This window comes from Pseudomonas sp. TMW22089, from assembly GCF_022496645.1.
GTDB lineage: Bacteria > Pseudomonadota > Gammaproteobacteria > Pseudomonadales > Pseudomonadaceae > Aquipseudomonas > Aquipseudomonas paraversuta.
Genome location: NZ_SCFG01000009.1, coordinates 42,844 through 64,332, shown reverse-complemented (window position 1 = coordinate 64,332; position 21,489 = coordinate 42,844). Strand labels below are relative to the sequence as shown.

Below are 21,489 nucleotides of genomic sequence, written 5' to 3'. Positions count from 1 at the left end.
TGCCACGCCCGAGGGTCGTTGACAAAGCCAGGGTCTTTACTGGCCCCATGGGGCCAGACCTCATTATTCGCCGACGCTGATTTTCAGGCCGGCGGCTATAGCAAAAGGTGTCAGGGTTACTGCCAGGGCGGTCAGGCTTGCAAGCCAAAGCAGATAACCCGTCGCAGGCATGCCTTGCAAGGCCGCCTGCAACGCGCCGCTGCCAAGAATCAGCACCGGGATATATAAAGGCAGAATCAGCAGGGCCAGCAGCAGGCCACCCCGTTTGAGGCCCACGGTCAGCGCCGCGCCAACAGCGCCGAGCAGACTCAAGACCGGCGTACCCAGCAACAACGACAGCAGCAAGACCGGCAGGCAGGCCCCCGGCAACCCCAGCATCAAGGCCAGCAGCGGCGACAGGATGACCAGGGCCAGACCGGAAAACGCCCAGTGTGCCAGCACTTTGGCCAATACCAGTAGAGGCAGGGGGTGCGACGAAAGGACCCACTGTTCCAGTGATCCGTCCTCGAAATCACTGCGGAAAAGCCCGTCCAGCGAGAGCAAAACCGATAACAGGGCAGCTACCCAGAGCAGCCCCGGAGACAAGGTTTGTAACAACTGAGTCTCGGGTCCGACTGCCAACGGGAACATGGCGATCACAATTGCGAAGAACACCAGAGGGTTGGCCAGTTCCGCCGGACGGCGAAACAGCAAACGCGCTTCACGTGCCACCAAGGTTGCGAACACACTCATACAGCCCAATGCCCCAGGTCGATATCGCGGTAACCGGCCGGCATCCGGGTCAAGTTGTGGTGAGTGGTCAGTACCACCATGCCACCGCGTTCGCAGTGACTCGCCAGGTGCTCTTCGAGCTGGGCCACACCCTGTTTATCGAGCGCGGTAAACGGCTCATCGAGAATCCACAACGGCGGGCTGTCCAGATGCAGCCGCGCCAGAGCCACACGCCGCTGCTGACCTGCGGACAAGGTGTGGCACGGTACATCTTCAAAACCCTTGAGCCCCACTGCAGCCAGCGCTGCCCAGATAGCGTCACGGGTGGCCGGGCGATGCAAGGCGCAGAGCCAGGCCAGGTTCTCTTCCGCGGTGAGCAAATCCTTGATACCGGCAGCATGGCCGATCCAGAGCAGATTACCGGCCAGTTGCGTTCGCTGACTGCTCAACGGCAGGCCATTGAGCCGGACTTCACCCGCCGTCGGCTGCATCAGGCCTGCCAACAAACGCAACAGGCTGGTCTTGCCGCTGCCGTTGGGCCCGCTGATTTGTAACATGTCGCCGCTGGCGAGTCGCAATTCGAGATTCTCGAACAGCATCCGCCAGTCGCGCTCACAGGCGAGTGCTACGGCTTCTAAAAGAGGGCTGGTCACGTAATTGAGGCCTTCACGGTTCAAGTCGGCTGAGGCGCGGCCGTTAAAATGATGCAGGATAAATGCTTTGGCGACCTGTTTCAGAGAGCTGGGTCAAACAATAGCGATGTTTTCACCCGCTCTGAACGACGGGGCAGCATTATACATGCCATGCCCTACTCTAAATGAGCCAATTTCGACAGGCTGTTACGATGAAAGGCGACATGACAATTCCACCCGTCCTGCCCGCTGCGCCGACCGCCGTACGTCCTGGCATTACGGGCGGTGAAACGCTCAAATTGCTGCAGCCTCTCCCGGGCCTGATCGGCCCCGGCCAAAGTGCACAGGCACAGGTGTTATCACTTAAGCAGGGGGATGCGGCCTTCCAGCTGCTGCTCCGATTGACCCTCGATAGCGGGCGCCAGACCAATGTGCAAGTCAGCAGCCTCCAACCCCTGCCCCTGGGCACCCTGCTCGCCGTGAGCCAGCCCGGCCCCGGCAGTCTGGCCATCAGCCTGCAGCAAGCCCTGAGCAGCGGCGTGGCCAGCCTCACCCGGCTTGACCCGCAACAATTGCCGGCGGGCAGCCTGCTGCAGGGCAAAGTGCTGACCACCCAGCTGCTGGCCCAGAGCGCTGGTCAGCCTGCGGTCTATCGCTCAATGGTCACACTGCTCAACAGCGCCCTGAACGGCAGCACCCTGACTGTGGACAGCCCCCAACCCTTGCGCGTGGGCAGCTTGCTGAGTGCACAGGTGCAGGATGCACAGACCCTGAATTTTGTCCCGCTGAGCGGTCGTCAGGATCAACTGGCGGTGGCGCAACAACTGGCCATGCAGCAAGGTCGCCAGGCTTCACTGGAAGGCCTGCTCAGCGCCCTGCAAAAACTCCCGGCCAGCAACAACATGCCCGACGCGTTGCGCGCCTCCATCGACAAGCTGTTGGCGAGCTTGCCTACGCCAGCAGAGTTGAGTAACCCCAAAACATTAGGAGCGGCCCTACTCAACAGCGGCGCTTTTCTGGAAGCCAGACTGCTGAACGGCCAAACCCAGGCCCTGGCTCCAGACATGAAAGCCACATTGCTGCGCCTGATTGCACAGATCTTGCCGGGCGTACCTGCAAACTCCGCTTTCACCCCCGCCATGGCCGCCAGCAGCCAGGCCCAGGCCATGCCGACCTTTGTCCGCAATGCCCTGGGGATGCTCGGCCAGGTCAGCGCCAAACCCCAGCCTGGCGGCTTTCCGCTGCCCAAGCGTGGACTGCCCGGTGGCGAAGACGAAGACAGCCTGGAACATTTGCTGAAACTCGCAGCGGCGGCCATTTCGCGCCTGCAAAGCCATCAACTGTCCAGCCTGGAGCAAAGCGGACGAACCGCTGATGGCAACCTGCTGACCACCTGGCAACTGGAAATACCGATGCGCAACGCCCACGACGTAGTTGCGCTGCAGATCAAGTTTCAGCGTGAAGATCCGGGAGAGAAACAAGCCCAAGACACGGCCGAAAGCCGTGAAGTCAAAGATCAGCTGTGGCGGGTGGAACTGGCCTTCGACCTGAGCCCGCTGGGCCCCTTGCATGTACAGGCGCAATTGCTTCGCGGCAACCTGTCGGGCCAGCTCTGGGCGCAACGGGCCAGTACCGCAGAACTGATCGCCAGCCAGCTGGGCACGTTACGCCAGCGTCTCAACGATGCCGGGCTGAGCGTGACCGATCTCGATTGCCACCAGGGCATCCCGCCGCAAGGTGGCCACACCCCACTGGAACAACGCTGGGTCGACGAAACCGCATGAGCACAGAGCCCGAAACGCGTCAGGCGATTGCCCTCAAATACGACGGCAAACAAGCGCCCACCCTCACCGCCAAGGGTGACGATGAACTGGCCGAAGCCATTCTCAAACTGGCCCGCGAGTACGAAGTGCCAATTTATGAAAATGCCGAGCTGGTGAAATTACTGGCGCGCATGGAACTGGGGGACAGCATCCCGCAGGAGTTGTACCGCACCCTGGCGGAGATCATTGCCTTTGCCTGGCAGCTTAAAGGCAAATTCCCGGAGGGATTCGATCCCGATGCCGGGCCGGTGGAACGGGATATAACCCCGCCGAAATAAGCCAGATCACAAGGCACCTGTAGGAGCGAGCTTGTCTCGCGAGCTTTTCAACCAAGCCGCAAAGAGCTCGCGAGCAAGCTCGCTCCTACAGGGGTTGTGCTGTGCAGAAATGCGGCAGATCGCAGACTTCACCGTCCAGGCCGGAAGGCACCCCATGCAGGAGGCTGCAACCGCATCTGTAGGAGCGAGCTTGTCTCGCGAGCTTTTCAGCAAAACCGCAAAGAGCTCGCGAGACAAGCTCGCTCCTACAAGGTTTGTGCAGTGCAGAAAAGCGGCAGATCGCAGACTTCACCGCCCAGGCCGGAAGGCACCCCATGCAGGAGGTTGCAACCGCACCTGTAGGAGCGAGCTTGTCTCGCGAGCTTTTCAGCAAAACCGCAAAGAGCTCGCGAGACAAGCTCGCTCCTACAGGGGTTGTGCAGTGCAGAAATGCGGGAGATTGCAGACTTCACCGTCCAGGCCGGCAGGCACCCCATGCAGGAGGTAGCAACCGCATCTGTAGGAGCGAGCTTGTCTCGCGAGCTTTTCAACCAAACCCCAAGAGCTCGCGAGCAAGCTCGCTCCTACAGGGGTTGTGCTGTGCAGAAATGCGGCAGATCGCAGACTTCACCGTCCAGGCCGTAAGGCACCCCATGCAGGAAGCTGCAATTGCACCTGTTGGAGCGAGCTTGTCTCGCGAGCTTTTCAGCAAAACCGCAAAGAGCTCGCGAGACAAGCTCGCTCCTACAGGTTTGGCGGTTCAGCCTTTATGCATCTTGCTCATCAATTCGGCCTCGGCCTGGGTCAGGCCGCAGGACTGGGTCAGTTCGTCAACGCTGGCACCCATGCCCACCAGACGCGCTGCCTGGTTGAACGACAGGCTGGTGGGGTCGCGCTGTTCCAGCTGGGTCAGCTTCTCGGGCAGCGGCGCTACCACGGCGCGCAGTTCGTGCAGGTCTTCGCCCATCTGCACGCTGCCGTTCTGGTAGGTGTCCAGCCGCCGGGTCAGTTCCTTGAGGCGCCGGTCACGCAGTTCGTCCGCCCCCGCCTGCTGTGCGGCACTCACGCGCTGGCGGCGGATATAGGTCACCAGCACCCACAGTGTCGCCACCCAGAGCAGGCCCAGGACGATTACCGCCGCCTCAAGGATCAATCAGATGTTCTCCAGGTCCGACCACTCTTCTTCGGTCATCATCTTGTCCAGCTCAACCAGAATCAGCAGCTCGCCGTTCTTGTTGCACACACCCTGGATAAATTTTGCCGACTCGTCATTGCCCACATTGGGCGCCGTTTCGATTTCAGACTGACGCAGGTAAACCACTTCCGCCACGCTGTCGACCAGAATCCCCACCACTTGCTTGTCGGCTTCGATGATGACGATCCGCGAGTTGTCAGTAATCTCGGTACCCTGCAAGCCAAAACGCTGACGCGTGTCTATCACCGTCACCACATTGCCGCGCAGGTTAATGATGCCCAGCACGTAAGACGGCGCACCAGGAACCGGGGCGATTTCGGTATAACGCAGTACTTCCTGCACCTGCATGACGTTGATGCCGTAGGTCTCGTTGTCCAGCTTGAAGGTGACCCACTGCAGGATCGGATCTTCGCTGCTCTGTTGTGCCGCTGCCTTGCTCATACCCAAACCCCTGAAGAAATACCGTCGATGCGGTGTGTACTGTCTGACCGCGGCCAAAGGCCCGGTGGTTTATTTGTCGGTTGCCCCGGCGGCGGCACTGGCCATGTGCTTGACCGCGCCACTGCTGATCAACTCTGCCAACTGCGCCACGTCCAGCAGCGCACACATGTGTTCAATCACAGTGCCCGCCAGCCACGGTCGCTGCCCGCGCCGGGTCCGCCATTTGATCTGTTCGGGGTCCAGGCGCAGTGAGCGGCTGACTTGATGCACGGCCAGCCCCCAGTCATAACCCTGGACCGAAATAACGTATTGCAGGCCCTCGCGAAAATCATCGCGATAGCGGTCGGGCATCACCCAGCGCGCGGTGTCCAGCACATTGAGGTTGCCACTGTGGCTCGGCAGAATGCCCAGGAACCACTCCGGCTGACCGAACAGGGGAGTCAATTCCCGCCCCTGCAGTGAATAAATCGAGCCCAGGCACACCAGCGGCACCGCCAGCGTCAGCCCGGCCACGTCAAACAGCAGACATTCGAAAGGCTCGTCGGCCCAGGCCGGGCGGCCGTCGGTCTGCGCCGGCAATGGAGCCGCCGCGGCGCGCGGCCTGTGCACCTGCACCAGAGGGTGGGCGAACGCTTCGGTGGCCACCCCCACGTCTGCCAGCTCCAGCGGCATGGCAACCGCCGGTTCTTCAGCCTGCACCTGCCCGTCAAGGGCAAGTGCGGACAGCTCGTCCGGCTGTGGTTCAACCTGCTGCAACCCTTCTGTGGCATCGAACAGCAAGTCGTCGAGATAGGACTGCAAAGCCAATTGCGGGCCGTGGGAAAGCGCTGTCGCCTGTTTCATAAAGTGCCCCACTCAACTGCCTCGCGACTGAGGCCTTGAGACGTTATCGGCCGCACCCGGCGGCTACTTGAATGCACGCGCACCTCAGACCGCCTGCGGCGCGAGCTGGCGGGTCAATACATGCTTGAGCAAGGCGCGATAGGCGATCACCCCACGGCTTTTTTCATCGAACTGCGAGGGCGTCTGCCCTGCCCGGCTGGCATCACGCAAACGCGTGTCCACCGGGACAAAGCCCTGCCACAGTGTGTCGGGGTACACATCGCGCAAAACCCGCAAGGTGCTCATCGAGGCCTGGGTGCGGCGGTCGAACAAGGTCGGCACGATGCAGAACGGCAGTTCCTGCTGGCGCGAGCGGTTGATCATGCGCAGGGTGTGGACCATGCGTTCCAGGCCCTTGAGGGCCAGATGCTCGGTTTGCACCGGGATGATCAACTGCTGGCTGGCCGCCAATGCATTGACCATCAGCACCCCCAGGATCGGCGGGCTGTCGATGATGGCGTAGTCATAATCCTGCCACAGCTGCGCCAGACTGCGGGCGATGACCAGACCCAGGCCGCTCTGCCCCGGCGCCTGACGCTCCAGGGTTGCCAGCGCAGTGGTGGCTGGCAACAAGGCAATGTTCGGATGGCTGGTGGACAGCAGTAATTGCGCAGCCAGGCCTTGCGGCACCTGGCCCTGGTGCAAAAACAAGTCGTAAACGCTGTGCTCGAGGGCGTCCGGGTCGTAACCGAAATAGCTGGTCATGGAACCGTGCGGGTCGAGGTCGACCACCACCACGCGCTTGCCCGCCTCAGCCAGCAAACCGGCCAGAGCGATGGATGTGGTGGTCTTACCGACTCCACCTTTTTGATTGGCTACTGCCCAGACTCTCATTTTGTTGTTCCTCCCGGCTGCGGACGTGCCGGCCGAGAATTGACATGCACTTATAGGAGCGGTGACGGGGAATTGACGGCATTCCCACGAACCGGCGGCTTTGTTGGAGGCGGTGCAGTTTGTGTGCCAGCCCGCTTCAGGGCGGCATCCGGTGTTGCGTGAGCGGTGCCCACGCCGGTCAGGCTGCGCCTTACTTCCAGATTGCGCGACACCACCAGTACCACCCGGCGATTGAGGGCGCGCCCCTCAGGCGTGGCGTTATTGGCCACCGGTTGAAACTCGCCGTAGCCCACCGACGCCATGCGCCCGGGGTTGACCCCCTGCATCGCCAGCATGCGCACGATGCTCGCCGAGCGTGCCGACGACAGCTCCCAGTTGGTCGGGTACTGCGCGGTACGTATCGGCAAATCGTCGGTAAAGCCCTCGACGTGAATCGGGTTGTCGAAGGGTTTGAGGATCGCCGCCACCTTGTCGATGATACTGAACGCCATATTGCTGGGCATGGCGTCGCCGCTGCCGAACAACAGGCTGGAATTGAGTTCGATCTCGACCCACAACTCGTTACCGCGCACCGTCAATTGTCTGGACGCGATCAAGTCGCCGAAGGCGGTGGTGATGTCATCGGCAATGGTTTTAAGCGGATCATCAGGAGACTGCCCCAGACCGGCGTCGGTGTGTTCGCTGTCTTTGATCAACGGCTCTGCCGGGGTCGTCGTCAGCGGGCGCTCATCGCCGACGGGGATTGGCTTGACGCTGCGCTCGCTGTCATTGAAAACCCCGACCAGGGCCTGGGAAATCACCTTGTACTTGCCTTCGTTGATCGACGAAATCGAGTACATGACCACAAAAAAGGCAAACAGCAGCGTAATGAAATCCGCGTAGGACACCAGCCAGCGTTCATGATTGACGTGCTCATCGGCGGAGCGGCGACGGCGACTCATAGTTAACCCACAAAGCCCTGGAGCTTGAGTTCGATGGAGCGCGGGTTTTCGCCTTCGGCAATCGACAGGATGCCTTCGAGCATCATCTCGCGGTACAGCGACTGGCGCAGGGCAATCGCCTTGAGTTTGCTGGCAATGGGCAACAGCAACAGGTTGGCACTGGCCACCCCGTAAATGGTCGCCACAAACGCCACGGCAATGCCGCTGCCCAGTTGCGCCGGGTCGGCCAGATTGCCCATCACGTGGATCAGGCCCATCACTGCACCGATGATGCCGATGGTCGGCGCATAGCCGCCCATGCTTTCAAAGACTTTGGCGGCCTCGATATCGCGACTTTCCCGGGTCATGTAATCGACCTCCAGCACGCTGCGAATGGCTTCGGGCTCAGCGCCGTCCACCAGCAATTGCAGGCCTTTGCGCGAATAGCTGTCGGGCTCGGCATCGGCCACGCTTTCAAGGCCCAGCAGGCCCTCCTTGCGCGCGGTAAGGCTCCAGTTGACGACCTGGTCGATGCCGGCAGCCATATCGATGCGCGGCGGAAAGATAATCCAGACCAGGGTTTGCATCGCCCGCTTGAACGCACTCACGGGCGACTGCAGCAACGCCGCGCCCACTGTACCGCCCACCACAATCAAGGCCGCCGGGCCATTGACCAGGGCGCCCAGATGGCCCCCTTCCAGGTAGTTGCCGCCGATAATCGCGACAAAGGCCATGATGATGCCGATCAGACTGAGCACATCCATCAGTGACAGGCCTCCACCAGGTACCGGCCGACATCATCGAGGCTGTACACCGCATCCGCCAGGTTGGCTTTGACGATGGCCATGGGCATGCCGTAAATCACACAGCTGGCCTCGTCCTGGGCCCACACCGTACTGCCGCCCTGCTTGAGCAAACGTGCACCTTCACGGCCATCCGCGCCCATGCCGGTCAATACCACCGCCAAAACTTTGTCGCCGTAGGACTTGGCAGCTGAACCGAAGGTGATATCCACGCACGGTTTGTAGTTCAGACGTTCATCGCCTGGCAGGATTCTTACCGCGCCACGCCCGTCAATCATCATCTGCTTGCCGCCCGGAGCCAGCAACGCCAGGCCGGGGCGCAAGATATCGCCGTCTTCGGCTTCCTTGACGCTGATCCGGCACAGCTTGTCCAGACGCTCGGCAAAGGCTTTGGTAAAAGCCGCTGGCATATGCTGGACCAGTACGATCGGCGCCGGGAAATTACCCGGCAACTGGGTCAGGACCCGTTGCAAGGCCACCGGACCGCCAGTTGAGGTGCCGATGGCCACCAGTTTGTAGGCTTTGCGCTTTGGCCCGGGGGACGTCGCTGGCGCGGCCGTACGACTGGCAATCGGCGTGGTGCGTGCCGGAGCCGGGATGGCTGCAGGCGGCGCAAAACCGCCCGCTGCCGGCCGGCTGACAACAGGCGCCGGTATGCCGGGGGCTGGTGCGCTGTAGCCGGACAAGCGACGGTTGCTGCGGGAGATGCTGTGCACCTTTTCGCACAGCAATTGTTTGACCTTGTCCGGATTACGCGAGATGTCTTCAAAGTTTTTCGGCAGGAAATCCACCGCCCCGGCGTCCAGCGCATCCAGGGTGACCCGGGCGCCTTCGTGGGTCAGCGAAGAGAACATCAGTACCGGAGTCGGACAGCGCTGCATGATATGGCGCACCGCCGTAATGCCATCCATCAACGGCATCTCGTAGTCCATGGTGATCACATCGGGCTTGAGCGCCAGCGTCTGATCAATCGCCTCCTTGCCGTTGGTGGCGGTACCGATCACTTGAATTGTTGGATCAGCCGACAGAATTTCCGAGACGCGGCGGCGGAAAAAACCGGAATCATCCACCACCAGGACCTTGACTACCATAAACACTCCGTTAGGCGGTATGAGGTGCAACCGCCGGTGCCACCAGAATCAAATACGCCGCGAAGCGTAGTGCTTGAGCATGCTCGGAACATCCAGGATCAGGGCAATACGGCCGTCACCGGTGATGGTGGCGCCCGACATGCCTGGCGTGCCCTGGAGCATTTTGCCCAACGGCTTGATCACCACTTCTTCCTGGCCCACCAGTTGATCGACCACAAAGCCGATGCGCTGGGTGCCCACCGAAAGAATCACCACATGCCCTTCGCGCTGCTCTTCATGGGCCGCCGAGGCCACCAGCCAGCGCTTGAGGTAGAACAATGGCAACGCCTTGTCCCGCACGATCACCACTTCCTGGCCGTCGACCACATTGGTGCGCGACAGGTCGAGGTGGAAAATTTCGTTGACGTTGACCAGCGGGAACGCAAACGCCTGATTGCCCAGCATCACCATCAGGGTCGGCATGATGGCCAGGGTCAGCGGCACCTTGATCACGATTTTCGAACCGCGACCCAAGGTCGACTCAATGCTCAGCGAGCCATTGAGCTGGGCGATCTTGGTTTTCACCACATCCATGCCCACGCCACGCCCGGACACATCGGAAATCTCGGTTTTGGTGGAGAAGCCCGGGGCAAAAATCAGGTTGTAGCAATCGTTTTCGCTCAGGCGATCGGCTGCATCCTTGTCCATCAGCCCTTTTTTCACTGCAATGGCGCGCAGCACATTGGCGTCCATGCCTTTGCCGTCATCGGAGATCGACAGCAGGATATGGTCGCCTTCTTGCTCGGCCGACAGAATTACCCTGCCGCAGCGCGGTTTACCGGCTGCTTCGCGCTCTTCGGGGGTTTCACACCCGTGGTCAACCGCGTTGCGCACCAAGTGCACCAGCGGATCGGCCAGTGCCTCGACCAGATTCTTGTCGAGGTCGGTTTCTTCGCCCACCAGCTCCAGGCTGATTTCTTTTTTCAACTGGCGCGCCAGATCGCGCACCAGACGCGGAAAACGGCCGAAGACTTTTTTGATCGGCTGCATCCGGGTCTTCATGACCGCGGTCTGCAGGTCGGCGGTCACCACGTCGAGGTTGGACAATGCCTTGGCCATCGCTTCGTCGTGGCTGTTGAGGCCCAGGCGCACCAAACGGTTACGCACCAGCACCAGCTCGCCGACCATGTTCATGATGTCGTCCAGCCGCGCAGTATCAACCCGCACCGTGGTCTCGGCTTCAGAAGCCTGGGGCTTGTCGGCGCTGGCAGCCGGGGCCCGGGGGGCCACTGCACGGGCGGCCTCGGGCGCACTGGCTACCGGCGCTGGAGCCGGAGCCGGAGCCGGGGCCGCAACAACGGCTGCAACCGCAGGACTCTGGACAGAAAACTGGCCCTTGCCGTGCAGCTCATCAAGCAGTGCTTCAAATTCGTGATCGCTGATGTGATCCGGGCTGACAGGCTCGCCAGCCTGGTCTGCCGGCACAACCGGGGCTGCGCCCAGCGCATCGGTATTGAATGAACCTTTGCCATGCAACTGATCAAGCAAGGCTTCGAATTCGTCGTCGGTGATTTCATTGCTCACCGCCTCTGTCATCACAGGTGCCGACTCTGGCGCCACGCTGGAGGCCGTGTCGGGGCGAAACTGCCCCTTGCCGTGCAACTGGTCGAGCAGCGACTCGAATTCGGCATCGCTGATTTCATCACTGCCTGCAGGCGCTGCAACTGCCTGCACGGGCTCGGCAGCAGCAGCCTTGACTGCATTCAGGGAGTCCAGCAGCAGTTCAAATTCGTCATCGGTGATATCGCTGCTGTCGCCGGCCACAGGTTCGGCGACCGCCACCGCAGCGGCGACTGTCGGCACCGAAGCTGGCTCGGCCAGACGTGCCAGCGCCGCCAGCAGCTGCGGGGTTGCCGGCGTAACCGGGCGGCGCTCGCGCACCTGGGTAAACATGGCGTTGACCGCGTCCAGGGCCTCAAGAACCACGTCCATCAATTCCGAGTCGACGCCACGCTCACCCTTGCGCAGGATGTCGAAAACGTTCTCGGCGATGTGGCAGCACTCCACCAGCTCGTGGAGCTGGAGGAAGCCGGCGCCCCCTTTTACAGTGTGAAAACCGCGAAAAATTGCATTGAGCAAGTCCGCATCATCCGGTCGGCTTTCAAGCTCGACCAGCTGTTCGGACAGCAGCTCTAGAATCTCGCCGGCTTCAACCAGGAAATCCTGAAGGATTTCTTCATCGGCGCCGAAGCTCATGTACGTGCTCCTTGAAGTAGGACCTTTCGACGCCGGGACGGGTAACCCTTACCGCGCGCCTACTCAGTACCTAGAAACCTAAACTGGAAAGCAAATCGTCTACATCATCCTGGCCGGACACGACATCATCACGTTTATCGGCATGAATCTGCGGACCTTCACCCTTAGTCAGGTTTTTTTGCGAATTATTTTCTGCGAGCAGTGCCGCACGGTCGTGTTCGATCCCGGCAAAGCGATCGACCTGACTGGCCATCAGCACCAGCTTGAGCAAATTGCTTTCCACGTCGGTCACCAGCTGGGTGACACGCTTGATCACCTGACCGGTGAGGTCCTGGTAATCCTGGGCGAGCAATATGTCAGTGAGGTTGGCGGACACCACATGGTTGTCGGCTTCGCTGCGCGTCAAAAAACTGTCAACCCGCCGCGCCAGTTCGCGAAACTCCTCGGCGCCTACTTCGCGCCGCATAAAGCGGCCCCAGTCTGCGCTCAGGGCTTTAGCCTCGCTGCCCAGGCCATTCACCAGCGGCGTGCTGTTTTCTACCAGATCCATGGTTCGATTCGCCGCAGCTTCCGTGAGCTTCACAACATAAGCCAAACGCTCGGCTGCATCGGTGATCTGCGACACTTCTTCAGCGCGCGGCATGTTCGGATCGATGTGAAAGTTGACAATCGAGCTGTGCAACTCACGGGTCAGCTTGCCGACTTCCTGGTACAGGCCGCGATCGCGAGTCTGGTTCAGTTCATGAATCAGTTGCACGGCGTCGCCAAACTTGCCTTTCTCAAGGCTGTCGACCAATTCGCGGGCATGTTTTTTCAGGGTCGACTCAAACTCGCCCTGTGTCGCTTCTTGATGCTCCATAGCGCCCCCCGGGAAACCGTTCAACCGATGCGATCAAAGATTTTTTCGATCTTGTCTTTGAGTGCAAGGGCCGTGAACGGCTTGACCACATAGCCGTTGACCCCGGCCTGGGCCGCCTCGATGATTTGTTCGCGCTTGGCTTCAGCGGTCACCATCAGCACGGGCAGGTGCTTGAGTTTTTCGTCGGCACGCACATGGCGCAACAACTCGATACCGGTCATGCCCGGCATGTTCCAGTCCGTCACCAGAAAGTCGATGTGCCCCTGGTTGAGGATCGGCAACGCCGTGGTGCCGTCGTCCGCCTCCACCGTGTTGGTGAACCCGAGGTCACGCAACAGATTTTTAATGATCCGTCGCATCGTTGAGAAATCATCAACGATGAGGATCTTCATGTTCTTGTCCAATTCGACCTCCAAGCAGTCTTAAACGCGTTCAGTCTCTGGACGCGCCATTCAATCAATTCGATTTCGCACACGCCATAAATCAACTGTGGGAGCGGGCCTGACGCGATGCAGGCAACGCCGGTTAACTGATCCACCGCGTCGCGCCCATCGCGGGCAAGCCCGCTCCCACAATGAATCAGCGATTGCCCGCTGTTTTCAGTTCGCCCGCCACTGCCCCAGGCGTGCCCGCAGTCGGGCGGCGCACTGGCTGTGCAGCTGGCTGACACGGGATTCGCTGACCCCCAGCACCTCGCCGATTTCCTTGAGGTTCAGTTCTTCGTCGTAATACAGCGCCAGGACCAGTCGCTCACGCTCCGGCAACAGGCTGATCGCGTCGGCCAGTGCTGTCTGGAAGCGTTCATCTTCCAGGTCCCGCGAGGGTTCCGGGTGAGCACTGGCACCATCCTCATGCAACCCTTCGTGCTCGCCGTCCTGCAACAGGTCGTCGAAACTGAACAGGCGGCTGCCCAGGGTGTCATTCAAAATGGCGTAATAATCATCAAGGCTTAACTGGAGTTCGGCCGCAACCTCGTGATCTTTAGCGTCACAACCGGTTTTTGCTTCAATTACCCGAATTGCGTCACTGACCATGCGGGTATTGCGGTGCACCGAGCGCGGCGCCCAGTCGCCCTTGCGCACTTCATCGAGCATCGCACCACGAATGCGGATACCGGCGTAGGTCTCGAAACTCGCGCCCTTGGTCGCGTCGTATTTGGTCGACACTTCGAGCAGGCCGATCATCCCGGCCTGGATCAGGTCGTCCACCTGCACGCTGGCGGGCAAACGCGCCAACAGGTGATAGGCGATACGCTTGACCAACGGTGCGTAGCGTTCGATCAGCTCATACTGGCTGTCACGCGACGCTTTGCTGTACATGCGATAGCCGCTGGCGGTCATCAGGGACGCCCTCCGCCTGCCTGTTGCACCAGGCGCTCGACAAAGAACTCCAGATGCCCCCGGGGATTGGCCGGCAGCGGCCAGGTGTCAACTTTCTGGGCGATGGCCTTGAACGCCAGGGAGCACTTGGAACGCGGAAATGCCTCGTACACGGCGCGCTGTTTTTGCACCGCCTTGCGCACACTCTCGTCGTAGGGCACGGCGCCCACGTATTGCAGGGCGACATCCAGAAAACGGTCGGTAACCTTGGTCAGTTTGGCGAACAGATTGCGCCCTTCCTGCGGGCTCTGGGCCATGTTGGCCAGCACCCGGAACCGGTTCATCCCGAAATCGCGGTTCAGCAGCTTGATCAGCGCGTAGGCATCGGTGATCGAAGTCGGTTCGTCACACACCACCAGCAGGACTTCCTGGGCGGCGCGCACAAAACTCACCACTGAGTCGCCGATCCCGGCTGCGGTATCGATCACCAGCACGTCGAGGTTATCGCCCAGGTCACTGAAGGCCTGGATCAGACCGGCATGCTGGGCCGGGCTCAGATTGACCATGCTCTGGGTGCCCGACGCCGCCGGTACGATCCTGATCCCGCCAGGGCCCTGGAGCAGTACGTCGCGCAGCTCGCAACGACCCTCGACCACATCGGCCAGGGTGTACTTGGGGGTCAGCCCGAGCAGGACATCGACGTTTGCCAGGCCCAGGTCGGCATCCATCAACATGACGCGTCTGCCCATTTCGGCAAGCGCGATAGACAAGTTGACTGACACGTTAGTTTTACCGACGCCACCCTTGCCGCCGGTCACTGCGATCACCTGTACGGGATGCATGCTGCCCATGATCATTTTTTACCTTGTCTTTCTTAGACGCGGCTACAAAGGTTGGCTGCACGTGCCCCACTGGCACAACACCTTGCAGACCATCGATGTAGGTACATTGCTACGTAACCTTGAGTACCTCAGCCGACCTGTTTGGGAGGGCTTTGATAGATATCAGCGAACATGTCGGCCATGGCCTCTTCACTGGGTTCTTCCTGCATTTGCACACTCACGGCCCGGCTCACCAACTGGTGACGACGGGGCAAGTGAAGATCATCGGGGATCCGCGGACCATCCGTGAGGTAAGCCACCGGCAGCCCGTGCTGGATCGCCAGGCTCAGCACCTCCCCCAGACTCGCGGTTTCATCCAGCTTGGTCAGAATGCAACCGGCCAGCCCGCATCGTTTGTAACTGAGGTAAGCCGCCGTCAACACCTGTTTCTGACTGGTGGTCGCCAGTACCAGATAGTTGCGTGCCTTGATCCCGCGCCCCGCAAGACTTTCAAGCTGCAGGCGCAGTGCCGGATCGCTGGCCTGCAGGCCGGCGGTATCCACCAGCACCACGCGCTTGCGTACCAGCGGCTCAAGGGTCTGGCCCAACGACTGGCCAGGCGCAACGTGGGTCACGGGTACATTGAGAATTCGGCCCAGGGTCTTCAGTTGTTCCTGGGCACCGATACGAAAGCTGTCCATGCTCACCAGGGCAATATTTTGCGCGCCGTACTTGAGGACATAACGCGCTGCCAGCTTGGCCAGGGTAGTGGTTTTGCCCATGCCCGCAGGCCCCACCATGGCAATCACACCGCCCTCTTCCAGGGGTTCAAGCTCCGGGGTCGCGATCATCCGCGCCAGGTGGGCCAGCAACATCCGCCACGCCTGACGCGGTTCTTCAATTCCAGCCACTTGCGCCAGCAGATCCCGCGACAGCGGCCCGGACAAGCCAATGCGCTGTAAACGGCGCCACAAATTGGCTTGTGCAGGCTTGGCGGCCTGCAACTGGTTCCAGGCCAGCGAGCCCAACTGCACTTCGAGCAGTTCGCGCAGCACATTGAGTTCCGAGCGCATGTTGTCAAAGGCGCGCTGGTCCATCGACGGCGCGGCCACAGGAGCAGGACGCGCCGGTTCCTGCGGCGCCGGCTCGGTCAACGGCTCGGCGGCGGTCAGCGGCAGACCGGCAAACAACTGGCGGCTGACATCGGCATCGCCATCCCCGCGCAAACTCAGTTCGGCCCGGGCCGAAACAATGCTGGACTGGGTTTTGCGCAGCTCTTCTTCCAGTTCCATATTCGGTACCCGCGGTGCCAGCGCCGACAGCTTGTAGTCCAGGGCGGCAGTCAGCTCCACCCCACCGGCGATCCGGCGGTTACCGATAATGGCGGCGTCGGCCCCCAATTCATCACGAATCAGCTTCATGGCCTGACGCATGTCGGCGGCGAAAAATCGCTTCACTTGCATAAATCAAACCCTCAGCCGTTAGGGCCTACTGTCGCAACAATCGTGACTTGCTTGTTATCAGGAATTTCCTGGTACGAGAGCACATGCAGGTTAGGCACCGCCAGGCGTCCAAACCGCGAAAGCATTGCACGTACCGGGCCTGCCACCAGCAAGATCACCGGGTTGCCTTGCATCTCCTGACGCTGGGCGGCGTCGATCAGCGAGCGCTGGAGTTTTTCCGCCATGCTTGGCTCCAGCAACACGCCCTCTTCCTGGCCTTGTCCGGCCTTTTGCAAACTATTGAGCAATATTTGTTCCAACCTTGGTTCCAAGGTGATCACAGGCAGCTCGGAGTCAACGCCTACAATGCTTTGCACGATTGCGCGGGACAGTCCGACCCGGACCGCAGCAACCAGCGCGGCAGTATCTTGACTCTTATGGGCATTGTTCGCGACGGCTTCGGCAATGCTTCGAATGTCGCGCACCGGTACCTGTTCTGCCAACAAGGCCTGCAACACCTTGAGCAACTGCGACAGGCTCAACACCCCCGGCACCAGCTCTTCGGCCAATTTGGGCGAGGCCTTGGCCAGCAGCTGCATCAACTGCTGCACTTCTTCATGACCGATCAGTTCATGGGAGTGCTTGTACAGAATCTGGTTCAAGTGGGTCGCAACTACAGTGCTGGCATCCACTACGGTATAGCCCAGCGATTGCGCCTGACTGCGCTGACTGATCTCGATCCACACGGCTTCCAGACCGAAGGCCGGATCTTTGGTGGTAATACCGTTAAGTGTGCCGAACACCTGCCCCGGGTTGATCGCCAGTTCGCGATCGGGGTAGATCTCGGCCTCGGCCAGAATCACCCCCATCAAGGTCAGGCGATAGGCGCTGGGGGCCAGATCGAGGTTGTCGCGGATATGCACGGTGGGCATCAGAAAGCCCAGGTCCTGGGACAGTTTTTTGCGCACGCCCTTGATCCGTGCCAGCAACTGGCCGCCCTGATTGCGGTCCACCAGCGGGATCAGACGATAGCCGACTTCCAGCCCGATCATGTCGATGGGCGTTACGTCATCCCAGCCCAGCTCTTTGCTCTCCTGGGCCCGGGCCGGCGATGGCAGCAACTCTTGCTGACGCTGCACCTCTTGCAGGGCCTGGACCTTGACCACATTCTGCTTTTTCCACATCAGATAGGCCACGCCACCCGCAACGGCGGCCAGACTCAGGAAGGAGAAGTGCGGCATGCCCGGCACGATCCCCATGACCGCCATCAAACCGGCCGACACCGCCAGCGCCTTGGGCGAGGCAAACATCTGGCGATTGATCTGCTTGCCCATGTCTTCGGAGCCGGACGCGCGGGTCACCATGATCGCGGCAGCGGTGGACAGCAACAGCGATGGCAACTGCGCCACCAAACCGTCACCGATGGTGAGCAAGGCGTAGACCTTGCCGGCCTCGCCGAACGTCATGCCGTGCTGGAAAATACCGACGGCCATGCCACCGATCAGGTTGATGAACAGAATCAGCAAGCCGGCGATGGCATCACCGCGCACGAACTTGCTGGCGCCGTCCATCGAGCCGTAGAACTCTGCCTCCTGGGCAACTTCCTGACGGCGCTGCTTGGCCTGGGGCTGATCGATAAGACCGGCATTGAGATCGGCGTCAATTGCCATTTGCTTGCCGGGCATGGCGTCGAGGGTGAAACGGGCGCTCACTTCGGAAATACGTCCGGCACCCTTGGTCACCACCACGAAGTTGATGATCATCAAAATCGCGAACACCACGATACCGACTACGTAGTTACCGCCGATCACCACTTCACCGAAGGCCTGAATCACCTTGCCGGCGGCCCCGTGGCCTTCCTGGCCGTGAAGCATGACCACCCGGGTCGAAGCCACGTTGAGCGCCAGACGCATTAACGTGGCGACCAGCAAAATGGTGGGGAATACGGCAAAATCCAGCGGCCGCAGGGCATAGACACAGACCAGCAACACCACAATCGACAGCGCGATATTGAAGGTGAAAAACACGTCCAGCAGAAAGGCCGGGATTGGCAGCATCATCATTGCCAGCATCACCAGCAATAACAACGGCACGCCCAACTGTCCATGCCCCAAACCGGCCAGACCGTTGCGTGCGGTGTTGATTAACTGAGAGCGATCCAATGACATTGCGACAAACCTTTAGCAAACTTTTGACGCCATATGCGCCGTAAAGCCTGCCTGTGCAAGAAGCCTTCCAACTTTGGCAAATGGCCATGTCTATATTTCAGAGCTGCCGGGCGGCAGCCATATATACATAACCCTGCAGGAGCGAGCTTGCCCGCGAGCTGTTTGTCTGCAGATTGAAAAGCTCGCTCCTACGGTCAAAGGGGCGCCGGAACTCAGTTCCAGCGCCACTCCCCAAGGTCGATCACCAGACACGCGCTGCTGCTGGAGCGGAACACCACATCCAGCTTGCGATTGGGCTCGTAGCGCTCAGATCCGCGACCACCGATCAAAATCGCACCACAGCGCCCATCGCCGATGTGCGGGCGCTCTTCCCACACCGGCACGCTGTCCAGCTGCAACTGGCGTATCAGCTTGTAGAGGATGAAACTGCGCACGCAGCGGCCATTGATGCCTTCGAAACTCAACGACTTGCGCAGAAAAGACATGATGGAGTCCCGCTCTTTGTAGCAGCGCTCCATGATCCCGGCGTAGTACTGCTCCCGGCCCAGGCCATGGGGCACGGTAGGCAACGAGATCACCGCCAGCAAGTTCGAGCCCTCGGTACTGAAGCCGACAATATGCCGCCCCTGCAATTGTTCCAGCCAGAAAATGGCAAAGGTGCCGTCCAGAGCAGGGAATTTCGGAAACAACCCTTCGAGATCGACGTGAGCAATGTCACTCGAATCACTTAGCGCATAGGTTCTGATCGAACTTTCAGGAATAAGGGTTAACTCAATCGGCATAGCACTCTCCATTGCCTGCGCGCGAACTAAAAAGACATCGCATTCCAAGTTAAGCAGGTTTGGGGCAAGCCTCTACTGATCACGCCGTAAATCCGCCGGAATCGGCAAGTCCTTGAGCGGATCCGGGCGCTTGCCCCGGCCCGCCTGATACTGGCGTATCTGGTACACATAGGCCAGTACCTGGGCCACGGCCAGATACAACCCGGCAGGAATCTCCTGATCCAGCTCCGTGGAGTGGTAGATCGAGCGCGCCAGGGCCGGAGACTCCAGCAGCAAAATATTATGCTTGGCACCAATCTCGCGAATCTTGAGTGCCAGAAAATCGCTGCCCTTGGCCAGCAGCATGGGCGCCGCGCCCTTCTCCGGATCGTATTTCAACGCCACGGCGTAGTGCGTCGGGTTGGTGATAATCACGTCGGCGTCGGGAATGGCACTCATCATGCGCCGCTGGCTCATTTCCCGTTGCAGTTGGCGAATCCGTTGTTTGACCTCGGGCCGACCTTCCTGATCCTTGTGCTCATCACGCACTTCCTGCTTGGTCATGAGCAGTTTTTTGTGGCTTTCCCACAGCTGCACCGGAACGTCCACCGCCGCAATCAGGATCAACCCGCAGGCCATCCACAGCGCACTCCAGGCAACCACTTGCACACTGTGGATTACCGCCAGCTCCAAAGGCTCATGGGCGATTCGCAGCAGGTCGTCGATGTCGGACTGCAACACCAGCAAGGCCACGATCAGGATGATGAAGAATTTGGCCAGCGCCTTCAGCAGTTCCACCAGCGCCTTGGCCGAGAACATGCGCTTGATCCCGGCAGCGGGGTTCATGCGGATGAACTTGGGCGCCAGGCTGCCGGCAGCGAACAGCCACCCGCCCAGGGCAATGGGCCCGACCAGGGCAGCAATCAGCAAGGTCACCAGAACCGGCTGCACGGCAATCAGCGCAACCTTGCCCGAGTGCAGCAAAAAAAGGCCCATGGAATCGGGATTAAGCAGGGTTTCGCGACTGATGCTGAAGTTGTAGCGCATCAGATCCATCATGTCCCGCGCCAGCGCGCCGCCAAAAATCAGCAGTCCGATAGAGCCCGCCAGCATGATGGCCAGGGTATTCAGCTCTTTGGAGCGTGCGATCTCGCCCTTTTCCCTGGAGTCCTTTTTTCGTTTCTCCGTGGGGTCTTCTGTTTTATCGGCACCGCTCTCGCTTTCTGCCATGGCTATCGCGCCTGTGCCAGCTCACGTAAAAACTGCAAGGCCTCGGAGGCCAGCGGTTGATACTGATTGAGAATATCCGCCAGGCCGATCCACAGGATCACCATGCCCAGCACCAGAGTCAGCGGAAAACCGATCGAGAAGATATTGAGTTGCGGCGCCGCCCGGGTCATCACACCAAAGGCGATGTTGACCACCAGCAATGCAGTAATGGCCGGCAGCACCAGCAACAATGCGGCACCCAGCACCCAGCCCAGCTTGTTGGCGATTTCCCAGTAGTGATTGGTCAACAAGCCACCGCCCACCGGCAAGGTAGTGAAGCTCTCGGTGAGCACCTCGAAGACCACCAGATGGCCGTTCATGGACAGAAACAACAAAGTCACGAGCATGGTGAAGAACTGCCCGATGACCGCCACGTTGACCCCGTTGGCCGGGTCGACCATGGACGCGAAGCCCATGCCCATCTGGATTGCGACAATTTGCCCGGCCACCACGAACGCCTGGAAAAACAGTTGCAGCGAGAAGCCCAGCAATGCGCCGATGATGATTTGCTCGGCAATCAGCATCAGGCCACTGAGGTCCAGCGGGTTGACGGCCGGCAGCGGCGGCAGGCTGGGCAGGATTGCCAGGGTGATGGCCAGCGACAGAAACAGCTTGATGCGCTTGGGCACCAGGGTCGTGCCGATGATCGGCATGGTGGTCAGCAACGCGCCCACCCGGAACAGCGGCAGCATGAAGCTGGCGACCCAGGTGCTGATCTGCGCGTCCGTCAAAGCGAGTAGCGACATTTAGCCGATCAACTGCGGAATGCTGCCGTACAACTGCAGGATGTATTCCATAAAGGTCTGCACCAGCCAGGGCCCGGCAACGATCAGGGTGACCAGCATCACCAGCAACCGCGGAAGGAAGCTCAGGGTCTGCTCGTTGATCTGGGTAGCCGCCTGAAACATGGCCACCAACAGCCCGACCAGCAAACTGGGCACGACCAGCACCGCGACCATCACCGTGGTCAGCCACAGCGCGCTGCGAAACAGGTCAACCGCGACTTCTGGGGTCATTGCGCATTAC

Annotated in this window: 22 protein-coding genes; 2 read left to right on the top strand and 20 right to left on the bottom strand. The window is 60.3% G+C overall.

Annotation, left to right across the window (positions count from 1 at the left end; genetic code table 11):
• Nucleotides 1-63: 63 nt before the first annotated feature.
• Together ccmB and ccmA are read right to left on the bottom strand one after the other, a co-directional pair.
• Nucleotides 64-732 (bottom strand): heme exporter protein CcmB, encoded by a 669-nt coding sequence (gene ccmB / locus EQV90_RS11090; RefSeq protein WP_240878102.1) that lies wholly within the window; start codon nt 730-732, stop codon nt 64-66.
• Nucleotides 729-1,364 (bottom strand): cytochrome c biogenesis heme-transporting ATPase CcmA, encoded by a 636-nt coding sequence (gene ccmA, locus EQV90_RS11085; protein ID WP_010656427.1) that lies wholly within the window; start codon nt 1,362-1,364, stop codon nt 729-731. Before ccmA ends, ccmB begins: the two co-directional genes overlap by 4 nt.
• Before the next feature lie 191 nt (nt 1,365-1,555).
• On the opposite strand from ccmA, the gene EQV90_RS11080 reads away from it, so the two are divergent.
• Together EQV90_RS11080 and EQV90_RS11075 are read left to right on the top strand one after the other, a co-directional pair.
• A complete protein-coding gene (locus EQV90_RS11080; protein ID WP_240878101.1) occupies nt 1,556-3,127 on the top strand; it encodes a flagellar hook-length control protein FliK in 1,572 nt (523 codons plus the stop codon).
• Nucleotides 3,124-3,444 (top strand): EscU/YscU/HrcU family type III secretion system export apparatus switch protein, encoded by a 321-nt coding sequence (locus EQV90_RS11075; RefSeq protein WP_003441895.1) that lies wholly within the window; start codon nt 3,124-3,126, stop codon nt 3,442-3,444. The genes EQV90_RS11080 and EQV90_RS11075 overlap by 4 nt, the downstream gene beginning before the upstream one ends.
• Nucleotides 3,445-4,183: 739 nt before the next feature.
• Here EQV90_RS11075 and EQV90_RS11070 read toward each other — a convergent pair.
• From EQV90_RS11070 to fliQ, 18 genes are all read right to left on the bottom strand, one after another.
• Complete coding sequence (locus tag EQV90_RS11070; RefSeq protein ID WP_003441894.1) at nt 4,184-4,576, bottom strand: DUF2802 domain-containing protein; 393 nt, start codon at nt 4,574-4,576, stop codon at nt 4,184-4,186.
• Nucleotides 4,577-5,059, bottom strand: coding sequence for a chemotaxis protein CheW (locus EQV90_RS11065; protein WP_010656429.1), 483 nt, complete (start codon nt 5,057-5,059; stop codon nt 4,577-4,579).
• A gap of 69 nt (nt 5,060-5,128) precedes the next feature.
• Nucleotides 5,129-5,902 carry a CheW domain-containing protein gene (locus tag EQV90_RS11060; protein ID WP_161718832.1) on the bottom strand — a complete coding sequence of 258 codons (774 nt, stop codon included), beginning with the start codon at nt 5,900-5,902 and terminating at the stop codon, nt 5,129-5,131.
• An 84-nt stretch (nt 5,903-5,986) separates the two neighbouring features.
• A complete protein-coding gene (locus tag EQV90_RS11055) occupies nt 5,987-6,775 on the bottom strand; it encodes a ParA family protein (protein ID WP_003441891.1) in 789 nt (262 codons plus the stop codon).
• A gap of 50 nt (nt 6,776-6,825) precedes the next feature.
• Nucleotides 6,826-7,716, bottom strand: a complete 891-nt coding sequence (gene motD / locus EQV90_RS11050; RefSeq protein ID WP_003441890.1) for a flagellar motor protein MotD — start codon at nt 7,714-7,716, stop codon at nt 6,826-6,828.
• A 2-nt stretch (nt 7,717-7,718) separates the two neighbouring features.
• On the bottom strand, nt 7,719-8,459 hold the full coding sequence (locus EQV90_RS11045) for a flagellar motor protein (protein WP_010656431.1): 741 nt from the start codon (nt 8,457-8,459) through the stop codon (nt 7,719-7,721).
• Nucleotides 8,459-9,589 (bottom strand): chemotaxis response regulator protein-glutamate methylesterase, encoded by a 1,131-nt coding sequence (locus tag EQV90_RS11040; RefSeq protein WP_127196238.1) that lies wholly within the window; start codon nt 9,587-9,589, stop codon nt 8,459-8,461. The genes EQV90_RS11045 and EQV90_RS11040 overlap by 1 nt, the downstream gene beginning before the upstream one ends.
• A 48-nt stretch (nt 9,590-9,637) precedes the next feature.
• The gene (locus tag EQV90_RS11035) at nt 9,638-11,824 is read right to left on the bottom strand and encodes a chemotaxis protein CheA (protein ID WP_240878100.1); all 2,187 of its coding nucleotides are present in this window, start codon (nt 11,822-11,824) and stop codon (nt 9,638-9,640) included.
• Nucleotides 11,825-11,894: 70 nt separating this feature from the next.
• Nucleotides 11,895-12,683, bottom strand: a complete 789-nt coding sequence (locus EQV90_RS11030; protein ID WP_003441885.1) for a protein phosphatase CheZ — start codon at nt 12,681-12,683, stop codon at nt 11,895-11,897.
• Nucleotides 12,684-12,703: 20 nt separating this feature from the next.
• Nucleotides 12,704-13,075 carry a chemotaxis response regulator CheY gene (locus EQV90_RS11025; protein ID WP_165439717.1) on the bottom strand — a complete coding sequence of 124 codons (372 nt, stop codon included), beginning with the start codon at nt 13,073-13,075 and terminating at the stop codon, nt 12,704-12,706.
• A gap of 207 nt (nt 13,076-13,282) precedes the next feature.
• On the bottom strand, nt 13,283-14,026 hold the full coding sequence (gene fliA / locus EQV90_RS11020) for an RNA polymerase sigma factor FliA (protein ID WP_232286857.1): 744 nt from the start codon (nt 14,024-14,026) through the stop codon (nt 13,283-13,285).
• Nucleotides 14,023-14,853 carry a flagellar synthesis regulator FleN gene (gene fleN, locus EQV90_RS11015; RefSeq protein ID WP_003441882.1) on the bottom strand — a complete coding sequence of 277 codons (831 nt, stop codon included), beginning with the start codon at nt 14,851-14,853 and terminating at the stop codon, nt 14,023-14,025. Before fleN ends, fliA begins: the two co-directional genes overlap by 4 nt.
• A 119-nt stretch (nt 14,854-14,972) precedes the next feature.
• Nucleotides 14,973-16,286, bottom strand: coding sequence for a flagellar biosynthesis protein FlhF (gene flhF, locus EQV90_RS11010; RefSeq protein WP_003441881.1), 1,314 nt, complete (start codon nt 16,284-16,286; stop codon nt 14,973-14,975).
• Nucleotides 16,287-16,297: 11 nt separating this feature from the next.
• Nucleotides 16,298-18,427 (bottom strand): flagellar biosynthesis protein FlhA, encoded by a 2,130-nt coding sequence (flhA, locus tag EQV90_RS11005; protein WP_003441880.1) that lies wholly within the window; start codon nt 18,425-18,427, stop codon nt 16,298-16,300.
• 218 nt (nt 18,428-18,645) lie between these two features.
• Nucleotides 18,646-19,215, bottom strand: coding sequence for a hypothetical protein (locus EQV90_RS11000; protein ID WP_010656434.1), 570 nt, complete (start codon nt 19,213-19,215; stop codon nt 18,646-18,648).
• 72 nt (nt 19,216-19,287) lie between these two features.
• Nucleotides 19,288-20,424: a flagellar biosynthesis protein FlhB gene (gene flhB / locus EQV90_RS10995; protein ID WP_240878099.1), complete on the bottom strand. Its 1,137-nt coding sequence runs from the start codon at nt 20,422-20,424 to the stop codon at nt 19,288-19,290.
• A 2-nt stretch (nt 20,425-20,426) separates the two neighbouring features.
• Entirely contained in the window at nt 20,427-21,209 is a 783-nt protein-coding gene (fliR, locus tag EQV90_RS10990) for a flagellar biosynthetic protein FliR (RefSeq protein ID WP_003441877.1), read from the bottom strand.
• Entirely contained in the window at nt 21,210-21,479 is a 270-nt protein-coding gene (fliQ, locus tag EQV90_RS10985; protein WP_003441876.1) for a flagellar biosynthesis protein FliQ, read from the bottom strand.
• Nucleotides 21,480-21,489: the final 10 nt, after the last annotated feature.

Coding starts and splice junctions, on each gene's coding strand:
- flhB (WP_240878099.1), bottom strand. CDS start 20,424: ATGGCAGAAAGCGAGAGCGGTGCCGATAAAACAGAAGACCCCACGGAG.
- ccmB (WP_240878102.1), bottom strand. CDS start 732: ATGAGTGTGTTCGCAACCTTGGTGGCACGTGAAGCGCGTTTGCTGTTT.
- EQV90_RS11055 (WP_003441891.1), bottom strand. CDS start 6,775: ATGAGAGTCTGGGCAGTAGCCAATCAAAAAGGTGGAGTCGGTAAGACC.
- EQV90_RS11000 (WP_010656434.1), bottom strand. CDS start 19,215: ATGCCGATTGAGTTAACCCTTATTCCTGAAAGTTCGATCAGAACCTAT.
- fliR (WP_003441877.1), bottom strand. CDS start 21,209: ATGTCGCTACTCGCTTTGACGGACGCGCAGATCAGCACCTGGGTCGCC.
- motD (WP_003441890.1), bottom strand. CDS start 7,716: ATGAGTCGCCGTCGCCGCTCCGCCGATGAGCACGTCAATCATGAACGC.
- EQV90_RS11080 (WP_240878101.1), top strand. CDS start 1,556: ATGAAAGGCGACATGACAATTCCACCCGTCCTGCCCGCTGCGCCGACC.
- flhF (WP_003441881.1), bottom strand. CDS start 16,286: ATGCAAGTGAAGCGATTTTTCGCCGCCGACATGCGTCAGGCCATGAAG.
- EQV90_RS11025 (WP_165439717.1), bottom strand. CDS start 13,075: ATGAAGATCCTCATCGTTGATGATTTCTCAACGATGCGACGGATCATT.
- EQV90_RS11075 (WP_003441895.1), top strand. CDS start 3,124: ATGAGCACAGAGCCCGAAACGCGTCAGGCGATTGCCCTCAAATACGAC.
- EQV90_RS11060 (WP_161718832.1), bottom strand. CDS start 5,902: ATGAAACAGGCGACAGCGCTTTCCCACGGCCCGCAATTGGCTTTGCAG.
- fleN (WP_003441882.1), bottom strand. CDS start 14,853: ATGGGCAGCATGCATCCCGTACAGGTGATCGCAGTGACCGGCGGCAAG.
- EQV90_RS11030 (WP_003441885.1), bottom strand. CDS start 12,683: ATGGAGCATCAAGAAGCGACACAGGGCGAGTTTGAGTCGACCCTGAAA.
- fliQ (WP_003441876.1), bottom strand. CDS start 21,479: ATGACCCCAGAAGTCGCGGTTGACCTGTTTCGCAGCGCGCTGTGGCTG.
- EQV90_RS11040 (WP_127196238.1), bottom strand. CDS start 9,589: ATGGTAGTCAAGGTCCTGGTGGTGGATGATTCCGGTTTTTTCCGCCGC.
- EQV90_RS11045 (WP_010656431.1), bottom strand. CDS start 8,459: ATGGATGTGCTCAGTCTGATCGGCATCATCATGGCCTTTGTCGCGATT.
- EQV90_RS11065 (WP_010656429.1), bottom strand. CDS start 5,059: ATGAGCAAGGCAGCGGCACAACAGAGCAGCGAAGATCCGATCCTGCAG.
- EQV90_RS11035 (WP_240878100.1), bottom strand. CDS start 11,824: ATGAGCTTCGGCGCCGATGAAGAAATCCTTCAGGATTTCCTGGTTGAA.